This window comes from Amycolatopsis sp. NPDC054798, from assembly GCF_053611505.1.
Window position 1 is genome coordinate 232,903 of sequence record NZ_JBSHAM010000002.1, and the last position, 17,829, is coordinate 250,731.

Annotated in this window: 17 protein-coding genes; 2 read left to right on the plus strand and 15 right to left on the minus strand. The window is 71.1% G+C overall.

Annotated elements, in window-relative coordinates; translation table 11 throughout:
* Positions 1-20: 20 nt before the first annotated feature.
* The 13 genes from ACWGIC_RS02630 to ACWGIC_RS02690 form a co-directional block, all read right to left on the minus strand.
* A complete protein-coding gene (locus tag ACWGIC_RS02630; RefSeq protein WP_452074135.1) occupies positions 21-587 on the minus strand; it encodes a carboxymuconolactone decarboxylase family protein in 567 nt (188 codons plus the stop codon).
* 63 nt (positions 588-650) lie between these two features.
* Entirely contained in the window at positions 651-2,480 is a 1,830-nt protein-coding gene (locus ACWGIC_RS02635) for a glycosyl transferase (RefSeq protein WP_452074136.1), read from the minus strand.
* Positions 2,477-3,550 (minus strand): serpin family protein, encoded by a 1,074-nt coding sequence (locus ACWGIC_RS02640; RefSeq protein WP_452074137.1) that lies wholly within the window; start codon positions 3,548-3,550, stop codon positions 2,477-2,479. Before ACWGIC_RS02640 ends, ACWGIC_RS02635 begins: the two co-directional genes overlap by 4 nt.
* A gap of 34 nt (positions 3,551-3,584) precedes the next feature.
* Positions 3,585-4,883: a deoxyguanosinetriphosphate triphosphohydrolase gene (locus ACWGIC_RS02645; protein ID WP_452074138.1), complete on the minus strand. Its 1,299-nt coding sequence runs from the start codon at positions 4,881-4,883 to the stop codon at positions 3,585-3,587.
* Between the two features lie 30 nt (positions 4,884-4,913).
* Positions 4,914-5,561: a YdcF family protein gene (locus ACWGIC_RS02650; protein WP_452074139.1), complete on the minus strand. Its 648-nt coding sequence runs from the start codon at positions 5,559-5,561 to the stop codon at positions 4,914-4,916.
* A 187-nt stretch (positions 5,562-5,748) separates the two neighbouring features.
* Positions 5,749-6,354 carry a response regulator gene (locus ACWGIC_RS02655; protein WP_452074140.1) on the minus strand — a complete coding sequence of 202 codons (606 nt, stop codon included), beginning with the start codon at positions 6,352-6,354 and terminating at the stop codon, positions 5,749-5,751.
* Complete coding sequence (locus ACWGIC_RS02660; protein ID WP_452074192.1) at positions 6,351-7,580, minus strand: sensor histidine kinase; 1,230 nt, start codon at positions 7,578-7,580, stop codon at positions 6,351-6,353. Before ACWGIC_RS02660 ends, ACWGIC_RS02655 begins: the two co-directional genes overlap by 4 nt.
* A gap of 23 nt (positions 7,581-7,603) precedes the next feature.
* Positions 7,604-8,344: an ABC transporter permease gene (locus ACWGIC_RS02665; protein WP_452074141.1), complete on the minus strand. Its 741-nt coding sequence runs from the start codon at positions 8,342-8,344 to the stop codon at positions 7,604-7,606.
* The gene (locus ACWGIC_RS02670; protein ID WP_452074142.1) at positions 8,341-9,270 is read right to left on the minus strand and encodes an ABC transporter ATP-binding protein; all 930 of its coding nucleotides are present in this window, start codon (positions 9,268-9,270) and stop codon (positions 8,341-8,343) included. The genes ACWGIC_RS02665 and ACWGIC_RS02670 overlap by 4 nt, the downstream gene beginning before the upstream one ends.
* Positions 9,271-9,422: 152 nt before the next feature.
* Positions 9,423-10,811 (minus strand): glycine--tRNA ligase, encoded by a 1,389-nt coding sequence (locus ACWGIC_RS02675; RefSeq protein WP_452074143.1) that lies wholly within the window; start codon positions 10,809-10,811, stop codon positions 9,423-9,425.
* 90 nt (positions 10,812-10,901) lie between these two features.
* A complete protein-coding gene (locus ACWGIC_RS02680; RefSeq protein ID WP_452074144.1) occupies positions 10,902-11,564 on the minus strand; it encodes a class F sortase in 663 nt (220 codons plus the stop codon).
* Positions 11,565-11,665: 101 nt separating this feature from the next.
* Complete coding sequence (locus ACWGIC_RS02685) at positions 11,666-12,304, minus strand: class F sortase (RefSeq protein WP_452074145.1); 639 nt, start codon at positions 12,302-12,304, stop codon at positions 11,666-11,668.
* Positions 12,305-12,307: 3 nt separating this feature from the next.
* On the minus strand, positions 12,308-13,417 hold the full coding sequence (locus ACWGIC_RS02690; protein WP_452074146.1) for a hypothetical protein: 1,110 nt from the start codon (positions 13,415-13,417) through the stop codon (positions 12,308-12,310).
* A gap of 1,017 nt (positions 13,418-14,434) precedes the next feature.
* Here ACWGIC_RS02690 and ACWGIC_RS02695 point away from each other — a divergent pair.
* On the plus strand, positions 14,435-14,797 hold the full coding sequence (locus tag ACWGIC_RS02695) for an ArsR/SmtB family transcription factor (RefSeq protein ID WP_452074193.1): 363 nt from the start codon (positions 14,435-14,437) through the stop codon (positions 14,795-14,797).
* 2 nt (positions 14,798-14,799) lie between these two features.
* Positions 14,800-15,222 carry a Fur family transcriptional regulator gene (locus ACWGIC_RS02700; protein WP_452074147.1) on the plus strand — a complete coding sequence of 141 codons (423 nt, stop codon included), beginning with the start codon at positions 14,800-14,802 and terminating at the stop codon, positions 15,220-15,222.
* A gap of 431 nt (positions 15,223-15,653) precedes the next feature.
* On the opposite strand, the gene ACWGIC_RS02705 is transcribed toward ACWGIC_RS02700, so the two are convergent.
* Both ACWGIC_RS02705 and ACWGIC_RS02710 read right to left on the minus strand, forming a co-directional pair.
* Positions 15,654-16,409 carry a TIGR03943 family putative permease subunit gene (locus ACWGIC_RS02705; RefSeq protein WP_452074148.1) on the minus strand — a complete coding sequence of 252 codons (756 nt, stop codon included), beginning with the start codon at positions 16,407-16,409 and terminating at the stop codon, positions 15,654-15,656.
* Positions 16,406-17,425 (minus strand): permease, encoded by a 1,020-nt coding sequence (locus ACWGIC_RS02710; RefSeq protein ID WP_452074149.1) that lies wholly within the window; start codon positions 17,423-17,425, stop codon positions 16,406-16,408. The genes ACWGIC_RS02705 and ACWGIC_RS02710 overlap by 4 nt, the downstream gene beginning before the upstream one ends.
* Positions 17,426-17,829: the final 404 nt, after the last annotated feature.

Consider the following 17,829-nt stretch of genomic DNA (forward strand, 5'->3'; position numbering starts at 1 on the left):
TTCACGGACCTTTCCGTAGGTCAGGGCATCGGCACCCGGCAAGCGTCGCCCGAGGTGAAGCCCTGGTCGACGATGCCGAGCGCGCTGTTCATCCGCGCCCGCGAGTTCTCCAGGCCGATCTGATACGTCAGCTCGACCACGCCTTTCTCGCCGAATTCCGCCACCAGCTCGGCGATCTGCTCGTCGGTGACCGTGACCGACGGGCCGGACATCGCGTCCGCGAGCGCGAGCGCCAGCCGCTCCTGGCGGGTGAACAACGGCGACGTCGCGTACTCGTCGATGTGCTTGAGCCGGTCGATGTCGAGTCCGTCGTGCCGCTGCAGCATGGTGCCGAAGTCGACGCACCACGAGCAGCCGATCCGCGTCGCGACGCGGTACACCGCGAGTTCGCGCACGTTGGCGGGCAGGTGCTTGGACGCCTTCTCAGCCATCAGCTCGTGCGCGATGCTGGTCCGCAGCAGCCCGCGGTGGTGCGCCACGACCGCCATCGGCTCCGGCACGGCGCCGTACCGCTTCCCGGCGATCCGGTAGAAGAGCTTCAGCACCGGACCGCCGTCAGCGGCTCGTTTGACCGGGATGCGAGGCATGTCGGGTCCTCCTTCTGAGTGGTTCGGAGGAGGAACGGGACAGCCGCGCGAGATGTGACAGCGTCAGCGGCGCCCGGTGATCGGGCGCACATCCCAGATCCACACGCCGTCCACGAACTGCCCGGGTTTGCGCAGCAAGAGATCGACAGTGGCGCGGTAGGCGTCGCTGTGCTCGCGCGGGATCAGCACGAGCACGCTGGCGTTCCAGTAGCGCAGGTCCTCGATCGCCTGGTCCCGGTCGGCGTCGGTGATCTCCTGCGCCTGCTTGGAGTCGCGGACCCGGTCGAACAGCATCGAGGTCGGCCGCTGGTAGGCGCCGTAGCGGCCGCGTTTGTCGTCCGGGCCCTGCGGGCCGACGAAATAGCCCTCGGGCATCGCGTACCGCAGACCGGCGTCCATCTGCCAGTGCAGCGGCTCCGACTCCCCCGAACTCGGCAGCGGCACCGGCACGACGGTGCCGCCGGGCGCGACGTAGGTCTGCCAGCTGCCGTCGGCGAAGAACGCGGGCGTCGGCGGGCGTTTCTGCACCAGCAGCTGGGTCGGCGCGATCGGCAGCAGCACGGCCGCGACCGCACCGAGCCAGATCAGCCGCACCGGGAGTTTCAGCTCGCCCCTCCCGGCGGCGGCGAACACCCGGTCGGTCGCGATCGCCAGCAGCGCGCCGATCGCGGGCACGCACGCCATCGCCAGCCGCGATTCCAGCAGCGATTCGAACAACGGCAGGTCCGCCAGCAGCTTCCACGGACCGGGCACGCCGGTGTTCTCGTGCAGCACGGTGATCTCGGAGCCGAGCGAAAGCCAGGCCATCAGGAACATCGAGATCGCCAGCGACCGGGCCACGACCTCGCGCCACAGCCACGCCGCGACCACGACCATCAGCACGATCAGCGGCCAGCCGAAGAACGCGTTCTCCTCGGTGCGGTTCAGCGACACCGCGGCCGCCGCCTCCGGCTGCCCGGACACCGACTGGGTCGCGAACCGGGTCATCGCGGCGGTGTCGTTGCCGACCTGGCCGTGCTCCAGCCCGGTGTAGCTGTCCGGGCCGAAGAACTGCCACCACAACGGGAACGCGACGACGACCAAGGTCAGCGCCACCGCGATGCCGCCACCGAGCAACACCGGCCGCACCATCGCTTTGACTTCTCGCGGCCGTGAAGCGCAGTACGCGACCGCGAAGATCAGGAAGCCGAGCGCAAAGATCAGCAGCGGCTCTTCGCCGAGGAAAATCTGGTACGCGGTGAGTACGCCGAGCCAGATCCCATTGCGGACCGGACGACGGCCCTGCGCCAGCTGGATCACCTTGAGCGCGATGAACGGCAGCAGGAACCACGCGACGAAGTTCGGATGCGCGTTGGCGTGCGAAATCATCGGAGGCGCGAAACCGGCAAACGCGCCGCCGATCGCCGCGGACACCCGGTGCCGCACGAGATGCCGCGAGAACACCCAGTACCAGGCCGCCGCGCTGCCGGCAAGGCTGCCGGTGAGCGCGATCGCCCAGGTCGCGGTGGGGCCGAAGGCGAGCGTGATCGGGGTGAGCGGGATTCCGGCGCCGAGCATGGCCGTGTTGGCCATCATGTTCACGCCGAGCGGGTAATTCTGCAGGCCGCTGGTGAGCGGGTTTTCCAGATGCTGCACCGATTTCGCGGTGACCGCGAAGAACCATTCCCACAGGTTCTGGTCCGACGCGCTGTTCCACAGATAGCCCTGGCCGAGGTCGGCCCACAGGCCGCCGAACAGGAGCACCGAGAACGCCAGGTACGCGCCGATGATCCCGGCGTCGGCCCAAGACCGGCGCATCCGCGGTTCGCCGGTGGCGACGGCTGTCGCCGCGGGTTCGCGGGGCGGTGCTTCGGGTTTCGCGTCGGGGTTCGCTTCGGGCTGGAACACGCTCACGCGGGGCGCACCACCCGGGCGAAGAAGTACACCGCGCCGGTTTCGGCGTGGCGCACCAGCAGCAGGAACGGCCGGTCCACCCGGACCTCGAGCGGTTCGCCGGAGATGAGCGACATGGTCCGCATCTGGATCGCGGTGGCGGCCGCGCCTTCGAGGCCTTGTTCGTCCAGCCGCAGCACGGCCTGGTGCAGGATGCTGTCCACCCACAGTGGACGGTCCGGCGTGAGACCGGTGAGGTCCGCGTCGTCGGTGAACAGCTCGCGGACGCCGAGGCCCTGCAACGCCCGTTCGAGGTCCGCGCGCACGTCAAGGGAGATCTTGGGCAGCGACAGCTGGATTTTGCGCTGCTTCGGGCTTTCCACGAGCGCGCGCAACGACTGCCCGTCGAGCGCGGCTTCGGCGCTCTCGAGGTCGCCGTCCGGCAGCAGGATCACCGTCTCGACGCCGCCCTCGGCCGCCAGCCGGACGACCTGCCAGCCGTCTTCGTGCGCGTAGCCGACGGATTCGTCCAGGTGCATCGTCGGCACCTGGCGTACGCCGTCGGGCGTGTGGAAATCCGCGTCCGCCGTGGCCTGCTCGGGGAACGGGCGCCGCCAGGCGGTTTTCAGGTAGAGCGCGTTGACCAGGCTGGCGCGCGTGTTCTCGTGGATCGCGCCGCCGGGAAGCAGCTCCGGGATCAGGCCGTGAGTGGTCTGGTCCACGTCGGCGTTGATCCGCTCGCGCGCGCCCTCGGGGTCGGTCGCGAACGGCGCGGTCTCGGCTTTGCCGCCGGGCCAGCGCACGAGTTCGGATTGGAAGCTGTCCTCGACGGTGATCCGGTCCGAAGCCCAGAGCGTGTTCGCGACGGCCAGCTTGACGTCGTCGCCCAGCTCGGCGGCGGCGCGCAGCAGCTCGCCCTGGTCGTCGCCCAGCACCGCGCCGAGTTCGTCCGCGGTGCGGCCGCGCGCGGCCAGATGGGCGAGACCGAGCGCGCTCGCCGCCGAGTACGGCGAGAGGCATGCGTCGGTTCCTGGGGTCGCGGTCGCACCGTGCAACGCCAGGGTGAAAGTGAGGTGGCTGTCCAGGGCCATGCGGCGACCGTACCGGAACGGGTGGTTCCTCGGTTCACGGTTCGGCAGGCGGCGCCGTTCCGTGCTGTCCGGTGTGCCATCGATGCCATTCGTAAGCCTGCGCGTCGGTGAGCGACGCCACCTGGTCCACCACTACCCGCAACCGCGCCGCGTCGTCCGACGCCGCCTCCCACGCCGGCGCCAGCAACGGGTCCAGCGCCTCCGGCGCGCGCCGGCACAACGCCGCGACCAGTTCGGTGATCACCTCCCGCTGCCCGTCCTGCATCGCCAACCGGCGGCGATCGCTCATCACGTACCGCAACGCCAGCGCCTTGAGCAGCGCCACCTCCGCCCCGACCTGCTCCGGCACCGCCAGCCGCGCGGCGTACCGGGTGAGCGGGCCTTCGCCGTAGCCCGCGCGGGTGCCGGTGACCGCCGCCGAGGCGAACCGGCCGACGAGTTCGCTGGTGAGCCGTTTCAGCGCGACCTGGGCGCGCAGCGAACCGTCCGGCTCCGCGCGCACCAGCTCGGCGACCACCGGCAGGTCGAGCAGCTCCTTCGCCGCACCCTCCAAAGTGGACGCCGACAGCGTGGAGAAATGCCGCGCCGCGGCCTCGGCGACCGCCGCGCGCTCCTCCGGATCGGCCAGCAGCCGCAACCGGATCCGCCCGGCCAGCACCCCGTCCTCGACGTCGTGCACCGAGTACGCCACGTCGTCCGCCCAGTCCATGATCTGCGCTTCCAGGCACCGGCGCAGGCCCGGCGCGCCCTCGCGGATCCAGCCGAACACCGCCGTGTCGTCCGGGTACACGCCGTACTTCGGCTCCCCGGAGCGGCGCGGCCACGGGTACTTCGTGGCGGCGTCGAGACACGCCCGGGTGAGGTTCAGCCCGGCCGTCGCGCCGTCGGACGCGACCGCCTTGGGCTCCAGCCGGGTGAGGATGCGCAGCGTCTGCGCGTTGCCCTCGAAGCCGCCGCACGGCTGGGCCGCCTGGTCGAGCGCGCGTTCGCCGTTGTGGCCGAACGGCGGGTGCCCGATGTCGTGCGCCAGCCCGGCGGTGTCGACCAGGTCCGGGTCCGCGCCCAGCTCCTCGGCGATGCCGCGGCCGATCTGCGCGACCTCCAGCGAATGCGTGAGCCGGGTCCGCGGCGCGCCGCTGACCTCCGCGCCCTCGCCCGGCCCGACCACCTGCGTCTTGCCCGCCAGCCGGCGCAGCGCGGCGGAATGCAGCACCCGCGCGCGGTCGCGGGCGAACGCGCTGCGCCCGTCCGGCCGCGCACCGGCCAGCGCCGCGCCCTTGGGTTCCTCGGCCAGCACGCGGGCGCGGTCGTGCTCGCGGTAGCCGTCACTCACCCCGCCAGCTTAGGCGCGGGGACCGACAATTCAGCCCATCGTCGTGCCGAACAGGTCGTCCGCGGGCGACTTGGTGAGCTCGTAGAACAGCAGCGCACCGGTTTCGCGGAAGATGTAGCGGACCTGCGTCGAGCGTTCCTGGACGATCGGCCCGCTGTGCGTCGGCGCGGTCCACGCCTCCAGCCCGAGGTCCTCGGACATCGTCCGCGACCGGTAGGAATGCCACGGGTCGCTGACCAGCACCACCGAACGCCAGCCGCGCGCCTTCACCTGATCGGCGACCGCGCGCAGGCTGCGCAGGGTGTCGTTGCCCTCGCCGACCGGCAGCGTCGCGGCCTCCGGGACGCCGTGCTTGGTCAGCCATCGCGCCCCGGCTTTGGCCTCGGTGAAGTTGTCGTGCGCTTTCTTGCCGCCCGCGGTGATGACGGTCTTCGCGACGCCCGCGGTGTAAAGCTGGCGAGCCTTCTCGAGGCGCGCGGTGAAGATCTCCGAGGGCTTGCCGTTGTACTGCGCGGCGCCCAGCACGACGATCGCGTCCGCCGGGGTCCGGTCGTTCTCGCGCGCGACCTGCCACACGCGGAACGCGGTGCCCCCGACGACCGCGACGAGGGCCAGCACCGCACCGAAAACGAGGCGGCGCACCCAGTTTCCCGCTGTGGGACCTGTCCACGCATCCATGGCGGCCATCTTCCCAGAGCCGTTGTCCGGGGCTGGGAAGGCACCCCGGAGCGGGGTTTGAGGCGATCTGCGGCCCGAAGTGGCGTTGGGTGCATGCCGCGCGCGCAACGCCTACTGAGAAAATCCCACCGTGGCGTCCGGTCCGTTGAGCGCACCCAATGCCGCATTCTCCAGCACGGCCCCGGGCCTAGAGCCAGCCGCGTTCTTCCGACAGCCGCACCGCCTCCGCGCGGGTGCGCGCGCCGGTCTTGCCGATCGCCGAGGACAGGTGGTTGCGCACCGTTCCGTCGGACAGGAAAAGGGATTTCGCGATGTCCGCGACGGTGCTGCCGTCCTTCGCCGCGCTCAGCACGTCGCGTTCCCGGGCGGTCAGCGGGCTCGTTCCGGTGGCGAGCGATTCCGCGGCCAGCGCCGGATCGACCACGCGCAGTCCACTGTGGACCCGGCGCACGGCCTCGACGAGCTGTTCCGGCGGCGCGTCCTTCACCACGAACCCCGCCGCACCCGCGGCCATCGCCCGCGCGAGGTAGCCGGGGCGGCCGAAGGTGGTGCAGATGATCACCCGGCATCCCGGCAGCGCGGTCTTCAGCTCGGCCGCCGCGGTGAGCCCGTCCATGCCGGGCATCTGCACGTCGAGCAGCGCGACATCCGGCTTCGTTTCCTTCGCCGCGGCCACCACCTCGTCGCCGGCGCCGACCTGGGCCACCACCTCGATGTCGGCTTCCAGGCCGAGCACGGTGGCCAGCGCCCCGCGCACCATCGCCTGGTCGTCGGCCAGCAGCACCCGGATCACGCCAGTCCTCCAGCGGGTTCGGCCCGCACCGCGACGGCGGATCCGTCCGGGCTCGGCTCCGGGACCTCGGCCCGGACCACCCATCCTCCCCCGGGCCGCACGCGCGTCGTCAACGTGCCCCCGACCGCGGCCAGCCGTTCGGACAATCCCCGCAAACCGTTGCCCGCGACGACGTCCTCCGCGGCACGGCCGTCGTCCGCGATCTCCAGCCAGTCGCGGCCCATCCGCACCTGCACCTGCTTCGCGCCGGAATGCCGCAGCACGTTGGTGATCGCCTCGCGCAGCACGTAACCGAACGTGCTGTGCAGCTCCGCGCGCACGGTGTCCACCGCGTGCGGCAGCTCGGCGTCGATCTCGGCCGCGCGCAGGGCCGCCCGCGCCCCCGCGATCTCCGCGGGCAGCGACACCTCCCGGTACTCCGTGACGGTCGCCCGCACGTCCGACAGCGCCGAGCGGCTCAGGCCCTCGACCTCGTGGATCTCCCGCACCGCCCGGTCGATGTCGCCGGAGCTTTCCAGCACCCGGCGCGCCAGACCGGACTTGACCGTGATCGTGGTGAGGCTGTGCCCGAGCAGATCGTGCAGATCGCGGGCGACCCGTTCCCGTTCGCTCGCGACCGCGAGCGTCGCGATCTCCTGGTTCGCCAGCTCCAGCCTGCGGATCGTGCGGATCAGGTTGGACATGAAGAACATCGCCAGCGTGACCGAGGCGACCGTGATCACGTCGCTGATCCGGTCCGCCAGCTCGCCCCGCAGGTGCAGCACCAGCACCAGCAGGGCCAAAGCCGACCCGTCGAAGATGACCGCCCAGGCCGCCGGGAACAGGAAGGCCAGCGTCGCGGTGGCGTAGAGCAGGATGTACGGACTCGAGTCGGTGAACAGCGCGCACAACAGGCCCAGCACGAGCATCGCCCCGCCGAACTGGAGCTTCACCCGCCGCGACTTGCCGAAGACCGCGGGGAACACCGCGTAGCAGACGGCGTAGGCGTAAACCACCGCCCCGAGCGGAATCCGGGCCCACAGCGGTGCGGAGCCCTCGATAAGCCCGCGGGTCGCCGGGATCAGGAAGGGCAGCAGGAACGCCGCCGAGAAGAACACCCAGCCGGGTTTGCTCGGCCCGCGCCGCGTTTCCGGGAACGGGTCGTCCCACCACGCCGCCCGGTCGGTGAGCGAGTACCGGCGCGGGGCCGGCTTGCCGGTCGTCGCCTCACGGCCGAGTGGCCACACGTCCTTGTCCCCTCCCCGCCCGGTCAAACCCGGGCGCTGTCCTTACGGTAACGCCTGACCACGACAATCCCGAGCGCCAGCGTCCACGCGCCGAGCACGCCCGCCGCGACCGGGAAGCTCACCAGCAGCTGGTTCGCCACCACCGGGCGGACCAGCCCGAGGACCCAGTAGGTCGGCATGAGCTGCGCGACGTCGTGCATCCAGGACGGCATGCCCTCCAGCGGGATCCAGAGCCCGCCGAGGAACCCCACGCCGAGGGTGACGATCATGCTGATCGGCTGCATCGACTCCGGCGTGCCGAACTGGCCCAGCAGCAGTCCGAGCAGCACCAGCGGAATCGTGCCGAGGAAAATCCCGAGGAAGATCCGGAGCCAGCCCGCCGGGTCGAGGTGGACGCCCTGGGAAAAGGCCGCGATGACCGGCACCAGGATCAGCGCGGGCAGCCCGGCGAGCATCCCGGACAGTGCCTTGCCGCCGAGGTAGCCCGCGCCGGACAGCGGGGTCAGCCGCAGCTGCCGCTGCCAGCCGGACGCCCGCTCGATGGCGAGCCGGGCGCCGTTCGTGGTGGCCGCGGCGAAGGTGCCGAACGTCATCATGTTGACCATGAGCACGCCCGCGACGGCGACGTGGTCCGGCGCGGACTGATTGGTGAACACCGTGGCCTGCAACAAAAACATCAAGACGGGGAAGGCCACGACGAAGATCAGGAACCGCGGCGAACGGAACAGCCTGCGGGTTTCGACGACCAGGTAGGCGGGGTTCATCGGACTGCTTCTTCCGTTTCGTCGGAGGTCAGGGAAAGGAACGCGCCTTCGAGGCCGACGGCGCCGATCTCGATGTCGTGCACAGCCGGGACAGCGGCGAGCAGCGCGCGCAGGGTGGTGTCGGAGTCCGAACTGGACAGTGCGACGCGCTCGCCGCGCAGTTCGAAGGAAGTGACCGCGGGCAGCGTCGAGACCAGCTGGTCGTCGACCCCGGCGGGCAGCACCGCGCGGATGGTGCGGCCGCCGGCCAGGGCGCGGACCTGCGCGACGGACCCGTCGGCGACGATCTCCCCGGCCCGCATCAGCACGACCCGGTCGGCGAATTCCTCGGCCTCTTCGAGATAGTGGGTCGCGAACAGCACAGTGCGGCCGGTCTCGGTGAACGAGTACATCGACTTCCAGAACTCGCGCCTGCTGCCGACGTCCATCGCCGCGGTCGGCTCGTCGAGCACCAGCAGATCGGGGTCCGACACGAGCGCGACCGCGAACCGCACGCGCTGCTTCTGCCCGCCGGAAAGCTTGTTGGCCCGCCGGTCGGCGATGTCCTCCACCCCGGCGGCGCGCAGCGCGTCCCGCACCGGCATCGGACGGCGGTGCAGGTTCGCGACGAGACCGACGGTTTCGCGCACGGTCAGGTCGTCCAGCAGCGTGCCGCCCTGCAGCATCGCCCCGATCATCCCGGCGCGCACCGCGTCGGAGGGCGTCCGGCCGAACACCGAAACGGCGCCCTCGTCGGGTTCGGTGAGCCCCAGGATCATGTCGACCGTGGTCGATTTGCCCGCCCCGTTGGGCCCGAGCAGCGCCACCACTTCCCCCGGAGCGATGGTCAGGTCGACGTGGCCGACCGCGCGCACGTCCCCGTAGCGCTTGGCGATCCCGCCCAGCCGGATCGCCGCCCCCGCCGCGATTTCCTGTGTGTTGTCCATGCGTTGAAGCGTGCCGCGCCGCAGGGACCGAGACGCAGGCCGAGCGTCACGACCCGGCCATGACAGGTGTCAGGGGTATCCGGGACGGAAACGCCGGACGGCCCTCCCCCGCAGTGCGGGAAAGGGCCGTCCGGAAAGGGTTTCCGCGTCGGTCAGCAGCCGAGCAGGCGCCCGGCCAGGTACGACTCGACCTGGTCGATCGAGATGCGCTCCTGGCTCATGCTGTCGCGCTCGCGAACCGTCACGGCGTTGTCCTCGAGCGTGTCGAAGTCGACCGTGACGCAGTACGGCGTGCCGATCTCGTCCTGGCGGCGGTACCGGCGGCCGATCGCCTGGGCGTCGTCGAAGTCGACGTTCCAGTGCTTGCGCAGCCGCGCGGCCAGGTCGCGCGCCTTCGGCGACAGGTCGGCGTTGCGCGACAGCGGAAGCACCGCGGCCTTGAACGGCGCGAGCCGCGGGTCGAGGTGCAGCACGGTGCGCTTGTCGGTGCCGCCCTTGGCGTTCGGCACCTCCTCCTCGTCGTACGCGTCGACCAGGAACGCCATCATCGACCGGCCGACGCCGGCGGCCGGTTCGATCACGAACGGCCGGTAGCGCTGGCCCGAGGCCTGGTCGAAGAACGACAGGTCCACGCCCGAGTGGTTCGAGTGCGTGGTCAGGTCGAAATCGGTGCGGTTGGCGATGCCTTCCAGCTCGCCCCACTCCTGCCCGGCGTTGAACGCGAACCGGTACTCGATGTCGACGGTGCGCTTCGCGTAGTGCGAGAGCTTTTCCTTCGGGTGCTCGAAGTGGCGCAGGTTCTCCGGTTTGATGCCAAGGTCCTTGTACCACTCGGTGCGCGCGTCGATCCAGTACTGGTGCCAGGTCTCGTCCTCGCCCGGCTCGACGAAGAACTCCATCTCCATCTGCTCGAACTCGCGCGTGCGGAAGATGAAGTTGCCCGGCGTGATCTCGTTGCGGAAGGACTTGCCGATCTGGCCGATGCCGAACGGCGGCTTCTTGCGCGAGGCGGTCTGCACGTTGAGGAAGTTCACGAAGATGCCCTGCGCGGTCTCCGGGCGGAGGTAGTGCAGGCCTTCCTCGGTCTCGACCGGGCCGAGGTGCGTCTTCAGCATCATGTTGAAGTCGCGCGGCTCGGTGTACTTGCCGCGGGTGCCGCAGTTCGGGCACGGCACCTCGGACAGGTCGTCCTCGGTGGTGGTCTTGCCGGTGCGCGCCTCGAAGTCCTCGGCGAGCTGGTCGGCACGGAACCGCTTGTGGCACGAAAGGCACTCGATCAGCGGGTCGGTGAACACGTTCACGTGCCCCGAGGCGACCCACACCTGGCGCGGCAGGATGACCGAGGAGTCGATGCCGACCACGTCCTCGCGGCCCTGCACGACGGTCTTCCACCACTGGCGCTTGATGTTGTCCTTCAGCTCAACGCCGAGCGGCCCGTAGTCCCACGCCGACCTGGTGCCGCCGTAGATCTCTCCCGACGGGAAGACGAAGCCACGGCGCTTGCACAGACTGACGACGGTTTCGATGGTATTGGCGGGCACTCCACGCTCCGGACGCATGCGGGGACGGTTATCGGACTTGAAGGTCCAGCGTATCCGGCCGGTCCCCGGGGCCTCCGCGCAGGTCGGAGGTCACGAACGGGTGACCGGCGACGCCGTGACGACCCGGTTGTCGTCGTAGCCCTCCTGGCCGCCCACGTAATCGCCGCCGCACGTGACGAGCACCAGCCGGTGCGGGCCGTCGGGGTCGAACAGTTTCGCGGATTCGGCGGCCAGGTCCGTTTTGTGGATCGTGCGCGCCTCGTCGATCTTGTACTCCCACTGCTTGCCCGCGGCGTCGGTGACGGTGACGACCTGGCCGGGTTTCATCCGCCAGAGTTCCTGGAACGGCCCGGTTTTGCCCGCCCAGTTGACGTGCCCGGACAGCAGCGTGACGCCCTGCGCGGCCCCGACGCCGGATCCCCACCAGGCCGCCTCGCCGAGGCTCTTCGGGATCGGCAGCGCGCCGTCCGCGCCGACTTCCTCGGGGATCAGCTTCGCCTGCCCGCCGCCGGGCAGCTTGACGGTGCCGGGGGTCTGCCCGGGGTCGGGCTGGGTGTTTCCGGCTTGGCTGCTTCCCGCCTGGCCAGTGCCGACCTGCGAGGTGCCGGTCTGCTGCTGCGGCTGCGCCGAATCGGCGGTGTCCTTGCCGGTGAAGAAAACCAGCACCGCGGCGACGACGGCTGCCACTACGACGGCAGCCACGACGATCACTGCGCCGCGTTTGCGTGCTGGTTGTGCTTGTGTCCCCTGCATCGTGCTCCCTGGTCCGGAGGTTTCTCTGGGGAGACATGCGGTGGGGGCGAGCCGGGGTTGCACGGATTTTTTTCCGCCGGGCGGGGGTTTTCGCGGCCGGCTCAGTCCGGCCGGGAAACCAGGTCCGCCGTGACGATCCGGTTCTCGTCGTAGCCCTCGGTGCCGCCGACGTAGTCGCCGCCGCAGGTGACCAGGACCAGCCGGTGCGGGCCGGTCTGGGCGAACCAGCCGGGGGCCTGCGCGGGCAGCTGCTCCTTCGGGATCGTGGTCGCGCCGGTGACGCGGTAGAGCCAGCGGCCGCCGGAAGCGTCGACGATGCTGACGTTGTCGCCGGTGCGGACGTGCCACAGGTCGTCGAAGGGCCCCTTCGCGCCGGCCCAGTTGACGTGGCCGGACAGCACCGCCGCGCCCTGTTTCGCGCCGAGGCGGGCGCCCCACCACGCCGCGTCGCCGAGGCCGCGCGGGATCGGCAGGATGCCTTTCTGGGTGATCTCGGTGCGTTTGAGCCGGGCCTCGGAGCCGTCCGGCAGCCGGATGCTGCCGGGGCGCTGCAGGCCGATCGCCTGGCCGTCCGAGGGCAGTTCGGCGGGCGCGCCGTCCTCGCCCGGCAGCGAACCGGGCGGCGGATCGGCGACGGCGACCGGGACCGGGGCGGGCACCCAGGTCAGGACGATCACGCCGGCCGCGATCGCCAGGACGGCGATCACCGCTGACGCGACCGTCAGCACGGTGCGCGGCACGGCCTATTCGCCGCGGGAGCGGACGACCCGCGCCGCGCGGCGCCGGCCGAGCACGATCGCGGCCGCGCCGAAGAGCAGGCCGCCGCCGAGCAGCCCGAAGCCGAGCGGCAGGCGCACATCGTCCGGCTGCGCGGCGGCCGCGGCGCCGAGGTAGCCGGCCGGGACCTCGGTGGGCACCGACGGCTGCTGCACCGTGCCCCCGCTGCCCGAGCCGTTGCCGGCCGCGGCGGCGAAGTTCTTCGGGATCGAGCAGCTGACGCCGCCGAGCACCATGGTGGTCTGGACGTCGCTCAGCTTGGTGTCCTTGGCGTCGCGCGCGTGCGTGGTGATTTCGACGCGCCAGCCCGCCTGCGCGGTGACGTCGCCGGAGCGCCAGCCGTCCTGCTTGATCAGCTGGTCGAACGCCGAAACGCGGGACACGACGAGGTCCGAGGTGGTCTTCGCCGGGTCGGTCTGCGGCACGTCCGTGGGCGCGCCCATCTTGAGGCCGGTCACGCTGAGCGTCCCGCTGGCGGGCATCGCGACCTGCTTCAGCGCGTCGTCCTCCCCGCGCACCCAGACACGGGCGGCGGTGGTGGCGCCGGCGACCTTGCCGGGACCGGCGCAGTCGACCGAGCTGCGCGCGCCTTCGAGGACCAGCATCGTGTTGTCGAGCGCCTTGGGCTTGTTGCGGCCGTTGTCGCGCAGCGCGTAGTTGGTCTCCGCGACGGCAGTGGGCACCTGGGTGGTCTGCAGCGCGGCGACGACCTGGTGGTCGCGGCTCGCGATGCCCGCCGGGTACGGGCTGGCCGTGGCGTCCGCGTACTTGCCGAGGTCGATCTCGTAATGCGGGCCGAAGGTGTTGCGCTCGCCGTCGTTCTTCGGCACCGCCACCCGGTCCGTGCCGAGCTGCGACTGGCCGGGGGTGAGCGGGGACCGCTGGGTCTCGGTGATCAACGCGCCGCCGTGCTGGGGGTCGCCGCCGAGCCGGATCGACGCCACGTTGGCGAACGACACCGGCCCGGTCTTCTCGTCGACGGCCTGCGCGGCCGAGGTCTGCGCCGCGGCGGCCGGAGCCAGCGCCGGAAGTGCCGCCAGGACCGCCACCGCGGCCTTCGTCACGAAACGAGTCATGTCTCCCCACTGCCCTCCGGCAACCCCGAGCGATCCGCCACTGTACGAGACGCGACGAAACGCCCCCGCGACAACCTTGCACCGTCCGCCACGACTTGCGAAGCCGACAAGCCAAATCTTCACGAACTCACCCGATCGGGTCAATCCGGAACGCGGGTCCCCCGGGACCCGGTGATCGCCGCGGCCGGGGAAGGGAACACTACGATGGCGGCGAAGGTTATCGGCAATGACATCCGGCTTCGGAAACGCCGCCCCCTGGTCGAGCGGGCTGCGGACGGCGACGGGACGAGGCAGGACGACGGGACGCGAGTGGAGGCAGCGATGACATCGGCACCTTCGAGCGCCCTGTCCACCGGTTCGGGGGCCGGGTCCCCGGGCCCGGCCGCGGCGGGTCTGGACGGCTCGTCGGCGGGAAGTTCGGGCTCGGCTGCGGCCGGGGGCCACGCTGGCCTGGCGGCTGCCGGGGCGGCCGCGCCAGTTTCGGCGGTGACCGGCGGCGGTGCGGCAGGTGGGGAGTCCGTAGCGGGTTCGGCCGTTCGGCGCTCCGCGATGGCAGAGGCTTCTGCGGAAAACATCGGCCCGGCAGGGGCAGTCGCGGCAGGTTCGGCCGCGCCGCGCACCGCGATGGCGGAGACTTCTGCGGAACACACCGGCCCGGCAGGAGCAGCCGCAGCAGGTTCGGCCGCGCCGCGCTCCACGACGGCGGAGACTTCCGCAGAACACATCAGCCCAGCAAGGGCAGCCGCAGCAAGCTCGGCCGCGCCGCGCTCCACGACGGCGGAGACTTCCGCGAAAGACACCGGCCCGGCAGGGGCTTCCTCTGAACGAATCGCTCCGGCAGGGGCAAGCTCGGCCGCCCCGGATCCGGCAACTACCAGGAACATCGAGGCCTCAGTGAAGAACCCCGCCTCGGACGAGTCGGCCGCAGCGAGCACGGCCGCGGACTGGAACCCCGGGACGTCTCCGGAGCTCGCTTCCGCCGCGGCCGAGCCGATCGCCGGCGACGCGCAGGCGGAGCTGCCCGCGGACCCGCCGCACCCCGTCGACGCGGGCGGCCCGGCAGACCGGCCCGCCGGGTCCGGACCGGCGGTGCTGCCCCCGGGCGTGCTCGCCGACGCGGGCGAACTGCTCCGGGCGCTCGCTGCTCCAGTGCGGATCGCTATCGTGCTGCAGTTGCGGGAGGCGGACCGGTGCGTGCACGAACTCGTGGACGAACTCGACGTCGCCCAGCCGTTGATCAGCCAGCACCTCCGCGTTCTCAAGACCGCGGGGGTGGTCCAGGGCGAGCGGCGCGGCCGCGAGGTCGTCTACCGGCTGGTGGACGATCACCTGGCGCACATCGTCGTCGACGCGGTCGCCCACGTGCAGGAAGGGAAGTGACGATGTCCCCGGCGTCCCCGGCCCCCAAACCGGCCCCGGTGCCCGGCCGGCGTTCCACGAAGCAGCGTGCGGCGGTGGTAGACCTGCTCAGCACCGTCGACGACTTCCGCTCGGCCCAGGAGCTGCACGACGAACTCCGCAAACGCGGCGACGGCATCGGCCTGACCACGGTCTACCGGACGCTGCAGTCGCTCTCCGAGGCGGGCGAGATCGACGTGCTGCGCACCGACTCCGGCGAGGCGATCTACCGGCGGTGCTCGTCGCACCACCACCATCACCTCGTGTGCCGCGTGTGCGGGCGCACGGTGGAGGTCGAGGGTCCCGCGGTGGAACGCTGGGCGGAGAAAATCGCGGCGGACCACGGGTTCACCGAGATCAGCCACACCGTGGAGATCACCGGCACCTGCGCCGAGCACGCGAGCTGACCTCGCCCGGACGGCAAAGGCTCCGCGGAGGTCCGCGGCGGCTCCGGCTCGCTGAGCAGATGGGCCGCCGTGACCCTCCGTCTCGGGCGGCTGGAGCACCTCGGTCCGCTGAGCAGGTGAACCGCCTCGATCCGGCGGCGGAATCGTTCCGGGGCGGGCAGGCGCGGCGGGTTCGTCGCGGGGCGGAGAGGGCTTCGGGCAGGCGGAGCCGCAGCGAGGCCGTCGGGCCGCTGGGTTTCGCAACGCTGAGCACCGTGGAACCGATCGCGGTCAGGAACTGTTCGGGAGCTGTCTCAAGTCGCGGGGCTTGAGCGAGCAGCCGAAGCAGAACGCCGGGGCCTGCCGACGAAACTCAGGTGCACCGGGCGGGCGGCCGCGGCGGTCCGCGTTCCGACGCGGTCGAGGCCGCGGAGCCGGGGGCGTCGCTCCGTTCAGTATTCATACGGATCCTTCGGCGCGGTGATCCGCTCGACCGTCGCCGGGACCAGGTCCGGCGTGTAGCCGTTGGCCTCGGTCGCGGTGCCGGGGACGATCTGACCGGCGACCCGCAGCCAGGTATCGCTCGGGAAGCGGTCGGCGCCGCCGCCCTTGAGGTGCACGGTGACGGGGGCCGCGTCGGCCGCGCAGCAGCTGATCACCAAACGGGCCAACAGGGTTTGGCCTCCGGTGTGCACGACGAAGCCGGAGACTTCAACGGTGCGCCCGTTCATCGTGCCGTTGGCGTCCCAGCCCGCGCGCGTGACGACCTCGTTCATCGCCATCGGAACCACTGCTCCGGCGGGGAGCGGCGGGAACGCGGCTGCCGACGTGGTCGCGGCGCTGGCGGGCAGGCGTGCTTCGGTGCGGGTGACCGAATCCGCGCCGAGTGCGGGCGGGGCGACCAGGAACACCGCGAGCACTGGGACGACCAGCAACCAGGCTGAACGCGCGGGGTGATGATGGTGGCCGTGTGCGTCTGGATGTCCGGCGTGCGCTTCGGTTTCTTGGGCGGCTTTAGCTGCGGCGCGCGCGGACACGATGTCTCGGACGATGGCTGTCGCGCCCAGCAGCAGCATCACCGCGCCGCCCGCGATGATCCATGGTTGCTGGGCTGGTTTTACGTAGCGCAGGTAGTCGCCGTTGAGCGCGATCTTCACCAGCGCGCCGCCCAGCAGGATCAACAGCACGTTCTGGGTTTCGCGCCTCATCGGACGCCTCCCAGGAAGATCAGGCCCGCTACAGTGCCGCAGGCGATCGCCACCACGAAGGTGACCGGGGCGAACCGGGCGGCGAAGGAGCGGCCGAAAGTTCCTGTCTGCAGAGCGAAAAGCTTGACGTCGACAGCTGGGCCGACCACCAGGAACACCAGTTTCGGCAGCAACGGCACAGCGGTGAGGGAAGCGGCGACGAACGCGTCGGCCTCGCTGCACAGCGCGAGGACCACGGCCAGGACCGCCATCACCACGACGCCGACGATGATCTGCCCGGACAGCACTTCGAACCACTTCGCCGGCACGAGAACGTTGAGGGACGCGGAAATCAGCGCGCCCAGCACCAGAAACCCACCGGCTTCCACGAGATCGGTGCGGGCGGTTTCGGCGAACACGCGCCATCGCTGTCCCGGTTGGACATCGGGCAAGCGGCGCAGCGCCCGCTCGGTGATCCAGGAGAGTTTGCCCCAGCGGGCCCAGATCCAGCCCATCGCCATCGCGGTGGCGAGCGAACCGGCGAACCGGGCGAACACCATTTCCGGACGGCCGGGGAACGCGACGGCGGTGGCCACCAGCACCACCGGGTTCACCGCGGGCGCGGCGAGCAGGAAGGTGAGCGCGGCGGCGGGTGCGACGCCTTGGCCGATCAACCGCCGCGCGACGGGAACCGACGCGCATTCGCAGCCGGGCAAGGCGACTCCGGCCAGCCCGGCGACGCCGACCGCGGCCGACGCTTTCTTCGGCAGAACCCGTTCCAGCGCGCGGGCGGGCACGAACGCGGCGATCGCGCCGCTGATCAGCACGCCGAGCACGAGAAACGGCAGCGCCTGCACGCACACCGCGACGAAGACAGTGGATCCGGTGCGCAGCGCGGGCACGTCGAAGAGGTCCTGGAGCCGGCTCTGCGCGAGGACAGCGACGAGCAGCACGGCGCACAGGATCTCGATGGAGCTGATCCGGAACCGCCGAGTGCGGGGGCGCTCCTCGGCGGCGTTGTTGGAAAGGGTTTCCACGACGGCGATGATGCCAGCCGGGTCCGACAGAACCCCAGCCGCCGGTGTCGCGAGGGGACCTCTCGCGCCGGTTTTGCCGGAATGTCACCCGATTGGGAGGGAGGAAGCGGGGGGATCGGGCAGGTGGAGGCGCGTGGGACGGGGAGTGGGAGCGGCGGGGGCGATGGGGCGGTTTGGCCGGGAGGGGTGCCTGGCGAAGGAGCGACAGCGGCGATCGGAGACGCTTTCGGCCGAGGTGGGTGCGACCCGGATCCGCAGGGGCGGCGTGATGCGTGGACAGCGGCGAACCCGGCACGACTCCGGCGAATCAGCCGAGGAGGAAGGAAAACTCACCGGCGACCGCCCAACGCCGAGGCGAAGGCAGTGAGTGACCGCACTCGCTTGCGGCGGGATCGTCAAGCAGC